Annotated in this window: 11 protein-coding genes; 5 read left to right on the top strand and 6 right to left on the bottom strand. The window is 43.2% G+C overall.

Features of this window, described 5'->3' with window-relative positions; all coding sequences use genetic code 11:
- Nucleotides 1-492 precede the first annotated feature (492 nt).
- Nucleotides 493-1,785, bottom strand: a complete 1,293-nt coding sequence (locus O9332_RS12910; protein WP_288025890.1) for a D-alanyl-D-alanine carboxypeptidase — start codon at nucleotides 1,783-1,785, stop codon at nucleotides 493-495.
- A gap of 149 nt (nucleotides 1,786-1,934) precedes the next feature.
- Between O9332_RS12910 and plsX the strand changes: the two genes are divergently transcribed.
- The 3 genes from plsX to fabD all read left to right on the top strand — a co-directional run bounded on the left by plsX (nucleotide 1,935) and on the right by fabD (nucleotide 5,358).
- Nucleotides 1,935-2,990: a phosphate acyltransferase PlsX gene (gene plsX, locus O9332_RS12905; protein ID WP_002759236.1), complete on the top strand. Its 1,056-nt coding sequence runs from the start codon at nucleotides 1,935-1,937 to the stop codon at nucleotides 2,988-2,990.
- Between the two features lie 238 nt (nucleotides 2,991-3,228).
- Nucleotides 3,229-4,230, top strand: a complete 1,002-nt coding sequence (locus tag O9332_RS12900) for a beta-ketoacyl-ACP synthase 3 (protein ID WP_002759235.1) — start codon at nucleotides 3,229-3,231, stop codon at nucleotides 4,228-4,230.
- A 201-nt stretch (nucleotides 4,231-4,431) separates the two neighbouring features.
- Nucleotides 4,432-5,358, top strand: a complete 927-nt coding sequence (gene fabD, locus O9332_RS12895; protein ID WP_002759233.1) for an ACP S-malonyltransferase — start codon at nucleotides 4,432-4,434, stop codon at nucleotides 5,356-5,358.
- Between the two features lie 362 nt (nucleotides 5,359-5,720).
- On the opposite strand, the gene O9332_RS12890 is transcribed toward fabD, so the two are convergent.
- The 4 genes from O9332_RS12890 to O9332_RS12875 all read right to left on the bottom strand — a co-directional run bounded on the left by O9332_RS12890 (nucleotide 5,721) and on the right by O9332_RS12875 (nucleotide 11,045).
- Entirely contained in the window at nucleotides 5,721-6,722 is a 1,002-nt protein-coding gene (locus O9332_RS12890; protein ID WP_002759232.1) for a pentapeptide repeat-containing protein, read from the bottom strand.
- A 198-nt stretch (nucleotides 6,723-6,920) separates the two neighbouring features.
- The gene (locus O9332_RS12885) at nucleotides 6,921-7,055 is read right to left on the bottom strand and encodes a hypothetical protein (RefSeq protein WP_255520608.1); all 135 of its coding nucleotides are present in this window, start codon (nucleotides 7,053-7,055) and stop codon (nucleotides 6,921-6,923) included.
- Nucleotides 7,056-7,271: 216 nt separating this feature from the next.
- Nucleotides 7,272-8,783: a glycosyltransferase family 39 protein gene (locus tag O9332_RS12880; protein ID WP_002759230.1), complete on the bottom strand. Its 1,512-nt coding sequence runs from the start codon at nucleotides 8,781-8,783 to the stop codon at nucleotides 7,272-7,274.
- Between the two features lie 24 nt (nucleotides 8,784-8,807).
- Nucleotides 8,808-11,045, bottom strand: a complete 2,238-nt coding sequence (locus O9332_RS12875; protein WP_288025885.1) for a sensor histidine kinase — start codon at nucleotides 11,043-11,045, stop codon at nucleotides 8,808-8,810.
- 121 nt (nucleotides 11,046-11,166) lie between these two features.
- Here O9332_RS12875 and O9332_RS12870 point away from each other — a divergent pair, with 121 nt between their 5' ends.
- Nucleotides 11,167-11,799 (top strand): response regulator, encoded by a 633-nt coding sequence (locus O9332_RS12870; protein ID WP_190722132.1) that lies wholly within the window; start codon nucleotides 11,167-11,169, stop codon nucleotides 11,797-11,799.
- 19 nt (nucleotides 11,800-11,818) lie between these two features.
- Here the strand turns inward: O9332_RS12870 and O9332_RS12865 are convergent, their stop codons facing one another.
- A complete protein-coding gene (locus O9332_RS12865) occupies nucleotides 11,819-12,496 on the bottom strand; it encodes an alpha/beta fold hydrolase (RefSeq protein WP_002759226.1) in 678 nt (225 codons plus the stop codon).
- Nucleotides 12,497-12,687: 191 nt separating this feature from the next.
- Here O9332_RS12865 and O9332_RS12860 point away from each other — a divergent pair, with 191 nt between their 5' ends.
- Nucleotides 12,688-13,419, top strand: coding sequence for a Uma2 family endonuclease (locus O9332_RS12860; RefSeq protein WP_002759224.1), 732 nt, complete (start codon nucleotides 12,688-12,690; stop codon nucleotides 13,417-13,419).
- The last annotated feature ends 212 nt before the right edge of the window (nucleotides 13,420-13,631 follow it).

The raw sequence follows: 13,631 nt of genomic DNA, 5'->3' as shown, positions 1-13,631 counted from the left end.
TTAGGGTCTGCTGAAAAAGTTTTTCGGTGGTGGCAGGGTGTGGGGTGTGGGGTGTGGGGTGTGGGGTGTGGGGTTTTACCAGTTTTGAGGTGGCCAATTACCTAATTTTCAGGGAAAAAGTCCAGGAATTTTCCCCCCGATCCCCGCAATGGCTGGCACTTTTTGAGGGGAAAAAAGTCCAAAAGTCTTATCCAACAAGGTTTTTAGATTTATTCAGCAGACCCTAATTATTTTAAGAGTCACTGATAATTGCTGATTGTCGGTATTTCTGCAAAGGTGAGATGCACCCCGTTTAACCACACATCACATCCTTTGCTCAATTTCGGGAAAAACTGGCAAAATTTTGTCACTATGATTTGTTTACCGATTGGCAGCAAAGACAAGGAGAAAATGGCAGAAAAGTAGTCAGCTTATCGACAAAAGTGAATATAAGACCTTGCTAAAGTTCCTCACCACCAAACTAAATTTGATTGTCAAGTTGATATCAACCCCTTAGAAACCCTGACTTACCCGACTGGGATCACCTAGAAAGGCTCTTTCAGAAATCGATCCTTTAGTGGCTTCCGGGAGAATTTGCCAGTGTTGATCTAAAGCTTGTAACACCCGATCCTGCTGATTTCTGAATCCCTCGATATTGCTACTACCAGCATTCATAATTACAAACCAAACTTTACCCCTTTCTTGGGTGGGAATTTCTCCGGCTAAGGCGCTAACTTGGGCTAAAGTTCCAGTTTTAATCATCACTCCTTTCGGAATAGCCCGCCACTGCATAGTTCCTTTGGTATCGCGTCCCCCCACCGGAAATAAATCGGCGACTTGTATCAGTTGATTGGCTAACTTGCGATCCAAGGCCTTGAGAATCTCAATAACTGCCCGGGGAGACAAGCGATTTTCTACACCCAATCCCGAACCATTAATTAATTGAATTTCCTCCTCTCCTACCCCGGTAATTTTAGTATTAATTGCGTCCACTGCCGCGGGGCCGCCGAGCAACTCCGCTAACATTTCTGACATGACGTTATTACTATAAATATTCATCTGACGCAACAGTTCCGTTAAAGTTAAGGACTGATGACCCAACAATAATCGGGCATTTTCGGGGCGAATTTGACTGGCTCGAACCATGCCCAAAATCTTCACCTGTGGGGCTTGTGTGCCGCTAGGAAGGCTCTGAAAAGCTTTTTGGGTTTCTTTTGACCATTTCGATTGATCAAGCCCAATTTTCAGCAATTCTCCCGCTTTGAGGGGATCGGTTTGAAAATTCATGGCGAATTTACCCGTAACGATCAGATCGCCTTTGACCTGACGGATGCCTAATTGATCGAGGCCATTGCCCACTGCGATCGCTTCTTCCCAGACAAACAGAGGATTCCCTTGCCCTTCAATAATTAAATCTCCCTCTAACACCCCGTTTTTTACCTCTCCCGTGCTGTAAAAACGAGTAGCAAAACGATGATCGAGAGGCCAGGTTTCCACGGCGGCGAGAGTAGTGGCGATTTTAGTTAAAGAGGCCCCCGAAGCAGGCAGATTACCCTGATGATCAGCTAAATCAGCCCATTCCGTCTCAATTAAGACCCGTTGTTGACTAGAGTTTAAACCTTTTTTAGTCAAGTCTTGCAGATAATCGGCCACGATCGCCGCCACCCGGGGATCGGGAGCGGTGGGAAGGTGGAAAATAGGTTGATTTTGCCAAGAAATTAGGGGAATATTGGCGATCGGTTGGGATTGCCCCCCCAGCCAACCGAAGAGAAAGCCGAAAACTGCTAAATTAAAAACTGAGAACATCTTTTCCTTAATCGCAATGATGCCTTATTGTATAGAAATGATTGGTAATTTTTAACAATTGCTCGATCAGAAAACACTAATCCTCGATCGGCCAGCTTTTGTCAAGAGCTGCCGCTCAACTTATTAAAGATTTCTATCCCACTGACTCAATGGCAGAAACGGCATTAAATCGGGCAAGAATCGCGGTAGATGCGATGGGAGGTGACTACGCTCCCAACGAGATTATCGCGGGATCGATGCGAGCTTCCGAAGAATTAGATGTAGAAGTATTATTAGTCGGCGATTCTGAACGGATTGAGGCTTATTTCCAGCATCATCCCCGTCCCAAGAATCTCACGATCGTCCACGCAGAGGAAGTGGTGGCCATGGACGAAGAGCCGATCACCGCTATCCGTCGCAAACCGGCGGCCTCGATTAATGTGGCCATGGATTTAGTCAAACAAAATCGCGCCGACGCGGTGGTGGCCGCCGGTCACTCCGGGGCAGCCATGGCGGCGGCGTTACTGCGTTTAGGTCGTTTAAAAGGAATCGCTCGCCCGGCGATCGGTGCGGTGCTGCCGACGATGTTGGCGGGTAAATCGGTGATTATCCTCGATGTCGGGGCGAATGTGGACTGTAAACCCAAATATTTAGAGCAGTTTGCCCTAATGGGGACAATTTACAGTAAATACGTTATGGGGGTTGAAGAACCGAAAGTCGGTTTGCTCAATATCGGCGAAGAACCCAGCAAAGGTAACGATCTCGCCCTAAAAACCTACGAATTATTGGAAAATAACCAGCAAATTCCCTTTATCGGCAATGCTGAGGGCCGGGATGTGCTATCGGGACAATTCGATGTGATCGTCTGCGATGGTTTTGTCGGTAATGTCCTGTTAAAATTTGCCGAAGCGGTGGGAGGAGTTATCCTACAAATTCTCAAAGAGGAATTACCTAGGGGGATACAGGGTAAAGTCGGGACGGCTTTAATTAAACCCAATCTTAAACAGATTAAACAACGCATGGATCACGCAGAACACGGTGGCGCGCTGTTATTTGGAGTCGATGGGGTCTGTGTGATCAGTCACGGCAGTTCCCAAGCGCCTTCGATTTTTAACGCCATCCGACAGGCGAAAAATGCCGTCGATAATCGCGTTTCTGAGCGCATTCAAGCCTACAATGACCACCATCATCAACTAAAAAAGTTGTCGGTGAACGGTGAAGATTAAGCCGTCAGCCATCTTGAAGCCGTCGGTCGTCGGGAGTCAGGAGAAAGGAGACAGGAGATAGGGGTTTAGGGGTTTAGGGGTTTAGGGGTTTAGGGGTTTAGGGAAATTTCAGCCAAATGCTCCACTTCCCCACTTCCCCACTTCCCCACTTGCCACTTGCCACTTGCCACTTGCCACTGATAACTGATAACTGATAACTGATCACTGATAACCGATCACTGAAAGGGGGGGGAATATTTTGAACGGATTCGGGGCAGCAGTCGTCATTACTGGTTGTGGATCGGCCACACCAGGGCAATTTCTTAGTAATGAAGAACTCAGCCAAATTGTCGAGACTTCCGATGAGTGGATTAAAAGTCGTACAGGCATCGGTAAACGCCATTTAGCGGATCGATCGGTGTCTTTGAGCCAATTAGCAGCCCAAGCGGCGATTAAGGCCCTGGAAATGGCTCAGGTGTCGCCTAGGGACATCGATCTGATTCTTTTGGCTACTTCTACCCCCGATGATCTGTTCGGTAGCGCTGCCCAAGTGCAAAGTCAGATCGGGGCCAATCGGGCGATCGCTTTTGATCTCACCGCCGCCTGTTCGGGTTTTCTGGTGGCATTAGTCACCGCCACCCAGTTTATCCGTACTGATACTTACCGCAATGTCTTGGTTATCGGGGCCGATGTTCTCTCCCGTTGGGTGGATTGGAACGATCGCGCTACCTGTGTCCTCTTTGGTGATGGGGCAGGGGCGGTTCTTTGTCAAGCAAATGATACAAAAGATAACATTCTCGGTTTTGAACTCCATAGCGACGGCAGCCAGAATAGTTCTCTCAATCTCGCATATCAGGGGGAGGAATTGCCCCTTAAAGAGGGGGTAAGGGTTCAAAAAGGGGCCTATAAGCCTCTAACGATGAACGGACGGGAAGTCTATCGTTTTGCTGTGGCGAAAGTGCCAGAGGTCATCGAAAAAGCTCTCTATCGGGCTAATTTAACCACCAGTGACATCGATTGGTTAGTTCTGCACCAAGCTAATCAAAGAATTATGGACGCGGTGAGCGATCGCCTAAAACTGCCTCCCGAAAAAGTGATCAGCAATCTCGGCGAGTATGGCAACACCTCCGCGGCCTCGATTCCTCTAGCCCTCGATGAAGCTGTCAGGAGTGGTAAGGTCAAAAAAGGTGATATTATTGCTTCTTCTGGCTTTGGTGCCGGTTTAACTTGGGGTGGGATTATCTTCCGTTGGGGAGATTAATTCAGTGATCAGTAACCAGTAACCAGTGATCAGTAAACAGTAAACAGTAACCAGTAAACAGTAACCAGTAAACAGTAAACTAAAAACTCACATCTGATAACTGATAACTGATAACTGATAACTGATAACTGATAACTGATAACTGATAACTGATAACTGATAACTGACCCAAACACATCTATCTATCTATTTTAAGAACTTATGAAAACAGCGTGGATATTCCCGGGACAAGGATCGCAAGCGTTAGGAATGATTGGAGATTTAGCGGAAAGTGCGCTTGGCCAAGAGAGATTAGAAATAGCAGAAAGAATCCTCGGTTGGTCAGTCCTGGAAAAATGTCAAGGGGATGAAGAAACCCTATCTCGTACTCTTTATACTCAACCTTGTTTATTTGTGGTGGAGAGTATTTTAGCGGATTTGTTACAAGAAAAAGGTCATTTTCCCGATCTAGTTGCTGGTCATAGTCTCGGTGAATATTCCGCTTTATATGCGGCCCGGGTGTTTAATTTTGAGACAGGATTAAATCTAGTTCAAAACCGTTCCCGTTTGATGGATGCGGCCGAAGGTGGTAAAATGGCCGCCTTAATGAAATTTGATCGCACCAGTCTAGAGACAGTGATTAATCAGACGGAAAATGTAGTTATTGCTAATGATAATAGTGCTGAACAAGTGGTAATTTCTGGGACTCCTGAAGCGGTGGATTTGGTATTAGGTCAAGTGAAAGTTAAGCGGGTTATGCAGTTAAAAGTATCTGGCGCTTTTCACTCTCCCTTGATGGAAAATGCTGCCATTCAATTTCAGCAAATTTTAGAATTAGTTAATTTTCGGGCTGCAAAAGTTCCTGTGATTTCTAATGTCGATCCGAGCAATCCTACCCAGGACGGGGAAGAATTAAAAAAATATCTGATCTGGCAGATGACTAGCTCGGTTCGCTGGCGAGAAATTATGTTGAAATTGCCAGATGTGGGTGCGGAAAAAGCGATCGAAGTGGGTCCGGGTAAAGTTTTAACTGGTTTAATTAAACGAACTGTTCCTGCAATTGAGTTAGAAAATATCAGTCAATTAGCCGATATATCCAAGGGTAGCGACGATGTTATATTCCGGGGTTCATTAATTGGTGTTGGTTAAATTATCTAGCAACATTTTCGACAAAGGAAGTAAATTGATGGATACCTAGCCAAAAATTTGGTTAGGTATTTTTTTAGGAAACTATCATAGGGTTTGCGGCAAAAACTTTTTCAGCAGACCCTAGTTATTCTCCCATCTCCCCCCCGCAACGCGCACGAAGTGGTCTCCCCACTCCCCACGGTTATAGAAACCTCGGCAGAAAAGTCTCTACAACCAGGTTTTTCTAGGAATATAGCGTTTCCCAATCTCATGAGGTACACCAAAATCTTAACTCCTGACTCCTGACTCCTGACTCCTGACTCCTGACTCCTGACTCCTCAAAACCTAAGACTCTGTACCTCACAACTATGGAAATTGCTATATTAGGAAAGGAGATTACCGCGACTACCGTTAGGAAGAATAGTTTCTTCGAGGGAAGCAGAAAGAAGATTATTTTCGGTTAAAATCGCCCCAATTAAGTTAGCTTGTTTGAGATTAGCTCGTTTAAGATTGCTTCCCACTAAATAACTCAAGAGTAATCCCGCTTGGTGTAGATTAGCACCGGAAAGGTTAGCGGAGGCTAAATTAGCGCCGAGCAGATTACAACCGGTTAAGTTAGCTTGGCGAAAATTGGCTTTATTAGCGTCAGTTTTGCTTAAATCGGCTCCAGTTAAGTTAGCTCCCTCAAAATCGCTACAATTGAGGTTAGCTCCCGTCAGATTAGCACCTTCGAGGTTAGCATAACGTAAATCCGCCCCCCGTAAATCCGCCCCGCGCAAATCGGCATAGCTGAGGTCGGCGTATTGAAGATGGCAGTTTTCCAGATTAGCTTGATAGAGATAGGCTCGAATTAGGTTAGCCTCTTTTAAGTTAGCATGGCTAAGATTAGCAGAGCTAAGAATAGCACGAGTGAGAATAGCCCGTTTTAGGTTAGCTTTCCCCGCCATGGCATGGGTTAAAGTGGCTGAGGTGAGATTAGCCGCTTCGAGATTCGCTTTCAACAGTTGAGCAAAAAGTAAGCTACTGTGAATTAAACAGGCAGAACTTAAATCAGCCTTTTTGAGAATGGTATTACTCAAAATTGCGCCGCTTAGTTGACTTTGGCGCAAATTTGCCCCGGAAAGGTCGGCTTTAGTCAGGTTAGCATCGATAAGACAAGCTTTGCTTAAATTAACTTCTTCGAGGGAAGCGTCCTTGAAATTAGCGTTAATTAAACAAGCTTCGGCTAAATTGGCTCGTTTTAAGTAACTATGACTTAGGTTAATCTGGTTTAAACACTGTCTCTTTAAATTGACTCCGCTAAGTCTGACTTCCGCAAAGTTGCGTTCACCTCGATTATACAGTTCGATTAGATGTTCACGATTGGTTAAGGCATTGCTACTCATAAAATAACTAAATTGTTCTGGAAGGTGATTTCCAGAGAATTGGTTGGGGAAAATTACTGATCATGAAGTCGATCTCTAGGATTAGTACAGGGAGCGACTGGGAATTTTTGCGAATAAATAGAAATTTTCAACCAATTACGGGCTTAAAATCCCTATTGGCAATCACTAAAACCGGTAAAGAACGAAAAGAATCGGGGTTCAATACCAAAAACAGTCTCTACCTAAACCCGCCACTTGTTGCCAGCCAGGTCTAGGCATTAAATTAGAGAAGTCTTGTGCGTCAGTTTTTCTGACTGAATCTACTGCCTCGCCGATGTCTTGACTCGGTATCATACAGTTGAATTTGTTAGGTCTGCTTAGTCAGTCCAGTAGCCAAGAGGCTAAAACTCTTCATCACCAGATTTCGGGGACTCTCCAGTTGAGCAAGCATAAAACTCTGTAAAAGTCAATCCCTCTTAGGGGTGAACTGCCCAATTCTATTCCCTGAAGCCTTGGTTTATTCAGTCTATCAGGTTGTGGTCTGTTTTGGCAAGAGGGGTCAATGGTTTTTTAATCAATTCGCCAAAAGGCTGGATTTTTCGTAGGAGATAATTGTACAGACTGGTTATCTAAATATTGTCTGAGACTGGGGGAAGGATTGAGGAGATAAATATCGGTAAATTGATTTTTTAAGGAGGGGATGGAAACTCTAGGGTTCGACTGAACAAATAAATACTTTGTCTTAGCATCAGTAGTATGGATAAGGGGCAAGGTATCTAACCAATGTTCTGAAATAATTAGAGGTTTTTGACTGCGATTAATCCTTCTATAAGCGTTGGGAATATTACTACCATAGCCCACATATCTAGTTGCCGGCGGTGGATAGGGAATTTTGCCAATTAATCCGAAAACTAGCAATAATATTAAGAGAATTTTTGCCCAGCCTTGGCGCTGCTGTAATCCCTTGCTTAGTAAAAAGGTAACTGCCAGCAGCATACCGAGAAAACTTGGTAAGTAAAATCTGCCCACAGCCGTGTAGCGAAATCCTCCGATTAGATCCCAAGCTAAAAGAGAGAAAAAGGGGATAATTGTCAGGAGAATAATCAGGGTAAAAACTTTTTTATCGGCTTTTTTGCCCAGATAAATAAAGGAGATGATGACGAGGATAATTAGGCAGTATTCAATAATAGGGGTGATGGTGGAATTGGTTAAACTAAAATTATAAAATAAACGAGCGATCATTCTTACCCATCTTTGCCAAAGGATCTCTAGGGGTAAACTGCCTTTTGACCATCCAAAGACAGTAAATCGACTGGTAAAAATCCGGGTTAACCAAATTGAATAAATACCTAGGGAAGCAAGTAAGCTGATGCTATAGTATTTTTTGGTTAAAGAGTTAAAAGAATTCAGCTGCAACAGAAAATATAGGCTATGAACTACTAGAACAAAGATAAAGAAAACATGGGTATATAAACCAGCGATTAGGGATAAACTATAGAAAAACCAATCTTTTTTCGGTTGCGAGGAATCAATAGCTTTGAGAAATAACCAGCTAGAAAGTATCGAAAATAAAACATATAGTCCGTATTCCCAAATTCCCAGAGCATAACCAGTAAAACGCGGGGAAAAGAAGATAAGTGTAGCGGCAATTAAAGCGGCGTTTTTATTTTTAAATAAAGTCAAAGCTAAATGGTAAAAACTCCATAAAATACCAAACCAAATAATTACTGAAAATCCCCTTAAGACTAGATAAGAATTGCCCAATAATCTTGCAAAAAACCAGAGGAAACTGTAATAGAGAGGTAGATCATAATTTGAGCTAGTATAAAGAGAGGCTAAGGTATCAGGAAAACCTTTCACGGAATTAACCCCTTGAAATTGCCAGAGTTGTTCTGTAGATTTAATTTGTCCATCGAACAGATAGTTAATTAACTGTTCGGGTGTGTAACCAGAAAGATGGAGTAAGACCAAAGATTCATCGTGCCAAACATAACTATAGTAGGCGAGATGGACAAAATAGAAAATATTGAAAATAATCAATAAACCTAAAGCAAATCTAATCCCAGATTGACGGGTAAGCATAATTATCTTGATCCTGTTAAAAAATCACTGATTACTGTTGACTAACTCCGGTTTAATTAATCTAGAATTTTGATAGGCAATGGGTAAAGTAAACCAAAATTGTGAGCCAACCTGTGGGGTACTTTTTACCCCAATTCTCCCAGAGTGAGCCTCGATTATTTGCCGACATTGGTAGGAACCTAAACCGATTCCCGTTAGGTGTTGATTATGAAGATTTCTTACATATAAATGGAAAAGATGTTGACATTGTTCCTCATCCATGCCAATGCCATTATCGCTTAAAGTGCAGTAGATCATGTCTTGGTCAATACGAGCATCTAAAGCTAATTGAATTGGTGGAGGATTATGTTTTAAGGCATTATTTAATAATTGTTCAAAAACACTTCTTAGCTGACAAGGATCAGCATCAATAGCGGGTAAGTCATCGGGGAGAAGATTAATAAAAGTAGCTTGATATAAATCAAAATCTTTTTGCCAATCTTTGAGCCAAATTTCCACCTGTTCTTTTAAAGATAGAGGTTGACGATGCAAGATTAAAGGCCGTTCTTCAGCAAAATGATTTTCTGATAAAGCATTAATTAAAGTTAATTGTTGATCGCAACTACGCACCACCTGATCGAGCATTGCTCGCGAGATAGTTACTTTTTCTGTTTGCCGACACTGGAAAATTTTTAATAACATAACTAATCCCATAATCGAAGTGCGAAGATCGTGGGATACTGCCTGTAAAAAAACCGTTTTCATTTCGTATAAATGCTGAATTTCCCGGACTTTTTCCCGCAGTTCCAAGGTTCTTGTTTCCACTTCCCGTTCTAAATTATTATTCAAGCTTTGCACCCTCTGATATAGTTGCGCTTGGCCGATAGCAATACAAACTTGGGTGGCTAACTGTTCTAGTAATTTGACCTCGCTTTTTTGCCAATGACGAGGATGGGAATACTGATGGACCACCAAAGCGCCTAAATGTTGATGATTAACCGTTAGGGGTAAAACTAAAGAGGATTTAACTTGCAGATATTCGTAATAACCCTTGAGAGTGGGTAGAGTTTGCACCTGAGCGGTATTATCGGCAATAATTAACTTATCTAAAGAAAATAATTGTCCCAATTCTTCCAGTAATTCTGGTTCGGGAAACCAACCCATCAGCGAGGGAATCTCGGGACGACGGGACTCAGCGATTACCTTAGACCAACCCCCCTCTTGACAGTGACCGATATAGACTTGATCGGCATCAAGAAAACGTCTGATTTCCTCAACAATGGTATTTAAAACCTGATCTATATCTAAAGATTGATGGACTTTTAGAGCAACTTGTGTTACTAAATGTTCTCTTTCTAAAGTTTCATTTAAAGCTCGATCGATCTGTTGTCTTTCGCTAATCGCCGCCGATAAAAACAGAGAAGTTGACATGACAATGACTAAAAAGATTTGTAAGATCAAGACACCTCTGGTATAATCGGGAGCCTGTAGGATAAAAGGACTGATTCCCCTGGCCAATCCCATCAAAGCTAAAATAGATACTAAAAAATTCGCTATTACCGCTCCCCAAGTCTGAAAACGCATGGCGGCCCAAACCACAAAAGGAAAAGGCAGATATTCGAGGTACTGCACCATACTCCAATCGGGGTTAAGAAAATTTGGTTGATCACCAAAAACCACAGAAGTCACCACCGTTAGCAAACTCAGACAAAGTAAGGCCTCGCCAAAGCGTTGGGGTTGTCGTGGTTCCCGCAGGGAGTGACGATTGAAGCAAAAACGCAACAGCAGCGGCGTGGTCATTAATATTCCTGTACTATCTCCGAGCCAGATCATGCCCCAAGACTGTCCAAATTGTCGCCAATCCCAAGTATTTAGCCAACTACGGGCAAAAGTATCGATAGTGGCATTAACTGCCGAGGCTAATAAAGCCGCTAAAAATACCAGTAAAAGAATATCGCGAATGCGCTGTAAAGTGGCGGAAAATCTCAGATAATGCAAGAATTGCGCCCCTAACAGAGCCGATAAACTGCTACCGAGCGCCGAAAATAGAGCTATGGGCCAACTGGCCTCTAAAAAGAAGGTAAGAAGCAAATCCCCGATAAAAACGCCTAAAACTAGCCTTTTTCCCCCTAAAAAAACAGCAGTTAAGCCAATACCAGCACTCATCCAAATTGGGGCAGGTCGCGACCCTAAATTTAAGCAGAGATAGCCTAGCCAACCAACACCCAGATAAACTAGGGCAACAAGCACAATTTTAGACCGATCTGATGAAATCCGTAGCATTTTCAGTTATCACTGGTCACTGGTCACTGTTAATCTATTTCCAGATTGCCTAAACTAGGAGTAGTTCTGCCTCATGCAGATGGGTGAAAACCGTACATTTTCCCGTTAGGAATCAAAGATCATGCGGATTTTAATTGTTGAAGACGATCCTTTAATGCAGTTAGGTTTAGAACAAGCGCTCAGTGAACAGCCGGATTTTGAGATTGTTGGTCAAGCTAGTGATGGTCTAGCGGGGGTACAATTAGCCCTATCCCTACGGCCGGATTTAGTGGTCATGGACATCGGTTTACCCCGTCTCGATGGCATTGCGGCAACTAAACAGATTAAGGAGGGTTTAGCTAATGTTCATGTGGTTATGCTCACTTCCCACACTCTGCAACAGGAAGTGATCGCAGCTCTGGCCAGTGGTGCTGATGCCTATTGTATCAAGGGAGCGAGTCTCGATCGCCTTTTGGCCGCTATTGAAGCGGCCAAGGACGGAGCCACCTATTTAGACCCTCAAATTGCCCGTTTAGTCATGGATAATCTCAAAGCACCGGCAGTGCAACCTAATCCCAATCTAGCACTTTTATCAGAGCGAGAAATGGAGGTTTTAAAGTTAATTGTTGAGGGCAAAAGTAACGCTGAAATCGCCGAACAACTTTATTTAAGTACCAATACTATTAAAACCCATGTGCGGGGAATTATGAATAAATTAGCCGTGGATGACCGAGTACAAGCGGCCGTAATTGCCCTACGTTCCGGTATTGTTTAAGGGGAAAATGGCGATTTACTTATCCCCTATTCGAGGCTTCTCTAATCACCTCTAAAACCTCTGAAGCATGGGAAATAGTCGGGACGTGACCGGATGCCAAAACCACTGTCTTTGCTCCCATTCTCTCGGCCAAATTAAACTGTAATTCTGGGGGTACGGCTTGATCTTGACTAGAGACAATATACCAGTTCGGCTTATTTCTCCAGGCGGTTGTAGTGGTTTTTGCTGTTAGTAAAGAGGCGGCTGCTGGGGTTTGGGTGGCATAAATTAAAGCGGCTTTTTCGGCGGGCAAATCATTGGCGAGAATCTTCTCTATTCCCTCTTGAGAAATCCAGATAAACCCCTCTTGTTCTTGAAAATACTGTGATGGGGTTTCGTATTCACTAAACAAATCTACCATCGACTCCCCCGCATCGGGAGCCAGCGCTGCAATGTAAACTAAACCGGACACTTTTTCATCGTTGCCGGCTTCTGTGATTACCGTACCCCCCCAAGAATGACCGACTAGAATACATTGTCCTTCGATACGGTTTAAAATTCTTTTCGTAGCAGCTACGTCATCCGCTAGAGAAGTGAGAGGATTTTGCACTGCGATCGCTGCGTATCCTTCGGCTAATAACTGGGCAGTTATCTGATTATAACTAGAACCATCGGCCCAAAAACCGTGAACCAAAACAATATTGTTAATTCTGTTCATAAGACCTCTTACAAAACTCGAAAAGTGCTGGTTTTTAACATTTTTTAACTCTCAGAGAGCTATTAATATTCTTACATTGTAGCCATTAAGCCCATTTTAAGTTTTTAACTCAATTGCCGGTGCTATAACCATCCAAAAAGTATATTCAATCATTTATAATAAGTTATCGACCTATCTCTGTTGGATAAACCATGACTATCGCTCAAAGCTTACCCCTAGTCGAGTCTCATGTAAACCCTGAGATAATCTTCCCACAAGGCCAATTTTGGAGTGATGAACCACCCTTGGAAAGTAACCTACATCTACAACAAATTATTTTACTAATTCAGTGTTTAGAATGGTGGTGGCGCAAGCGAGAAGATTATTTTGCCGCCGGCAATTTAACTATCTATTACAGTCCCAACCAGAAAAAGTCAGAATTCTTCCGTGGTCCCGATTTTTTCGTCGTTTTGGGGACAAACTCCAACCCCAACCGCAGAAGTTGGGTAGTTTGGCGAGAAGAGGGCAAATATCCCAATTTAATTATCGAAATTCTCTCCGATAGTACCGCCAAAGTTGACCGAGAGGAGAAAAAACAAATTTATCAAGATATATTTCGCACTCCCGATTATTTTTGGTTTGACCCAGAAAGCCTAGAATTTCAAGGATTTACCCTAATTAGCGGTCAATATCAACCGATTGCCCCCAATCCCCAGGGATGGCTCTGGAGTCAACAATTAGGCTTATATTTGGGTTTATCCGCCAATAAATTGCGCTATTTTACCCCCGAAGGTGAATTAGTACCCACTCCCGCAGAAGCGGCACAACAGGCAGAAAATCGGGTTTTAGAGGCAGAAAGCCAAGTCCAGCAAGAAAAGCAAAAAGCTGCGAAATTAGCGGCTAAACTGCGGGAATTAGGCATAGATACCGAGGAAAATCTCTAGTCTTCTTTTGTTATTTAATAACGCTATTTTCGGTGAAAGGTGAGGGCATTTGATGTCATTTAGAGGCTGAATAGGGTTTGCTGAATAATGGTAAAACCCTTTTAAAATAAGGCTTTTGACCTGTTAAAATCCGATGTTCATGCTGCGAAAATCCGATTGGGACTCTCAAAAACCTTGCATTATCCCTCTCGTAGTACATAAATTGGTACAAA

This window comes from Microcystis sp. LE19-10.1B, from assembly GCF_027530565.1.
In the GTDB taxonomy this organism is placed as follows: Bacteria; Cyanobacteriota; Cyanobacteriia; order Cyanobacteriales; family Microcystaceae; genus Microcystis; species Microcystis aeruginosa.
Note: the sequence above shows the minus strand (reverse complement) of the source record. Positions and strands in the feature narration are given on the sequence as shown.

Coding starts and splice junctions, on each gene's coding strand:
- plsX (WP_002759236.1), top strand. CDS start 1,935: ATGGCAGAAACGGCATTAAATCGGGCAAGAATCGCGGTAGATGCGATG.
- O9332_RS12865 (WP_002759226.1), bottom strand. CDS start 12,496: ATGAACAGAATTAACAATATTGTTTTGGTTCACGGTTTTTGGGCCGAT.
- O9332_RS12910 (WP_288025890.1), bottom strand. CDS start 1,785: ATGTTCTCAGTTTTTAATTTAGCAGTTTTCGGCTTTCTCTTCGGTTGG.
- O9332_RS12885 (WP_255520608.1), bottom strand. CDS start 7,055: ATGATACCGAGTCAAGACATCGGCGAGGCAGTAGATTCAGTCAGAAAA.
- O9332_RS12860 (WP_002759224.1), top strand. CDS start 12,688: ATGACTATCGCTCAAAGCTTACCCCTAGTCGAGTCTCATGTAAACCCT.
- O9332_RS12870 (WP_190722132.1), top strand. CDS start 11,167: ATGCGGATTTTAATTGTTGAAGACGATCCTTTAATGCAGTTAGGTTTA.
- O9332_RS12880 (WP_002759230.1), bottom strand. CDS start 8,783: ATGCTTACCCGTCAATCTGGGATTAGATTTGCTTTAGGTTTATTGATT.
- O9332_RS12875 (WP_288025885.1), bottom strand. CDS start 11,045: ATGCTACGGATTTCATCAGATCGGTCTAAAATTGTGCTTGTTGCCCTA.
- O9332_RS12890 (WP_002759232.1), bottom strand. CDS start 6,722: ATGAGTAGCAATGCCTTAACCAATCGTGAACATCTAATCGAACTGTAT.
- fabD (WP_002759233.1), top strand. CDS start 4,432: ATGAAAACAGCGTGGATATTCCCGGGACAAGGATCGCAAGCGTTAGGA.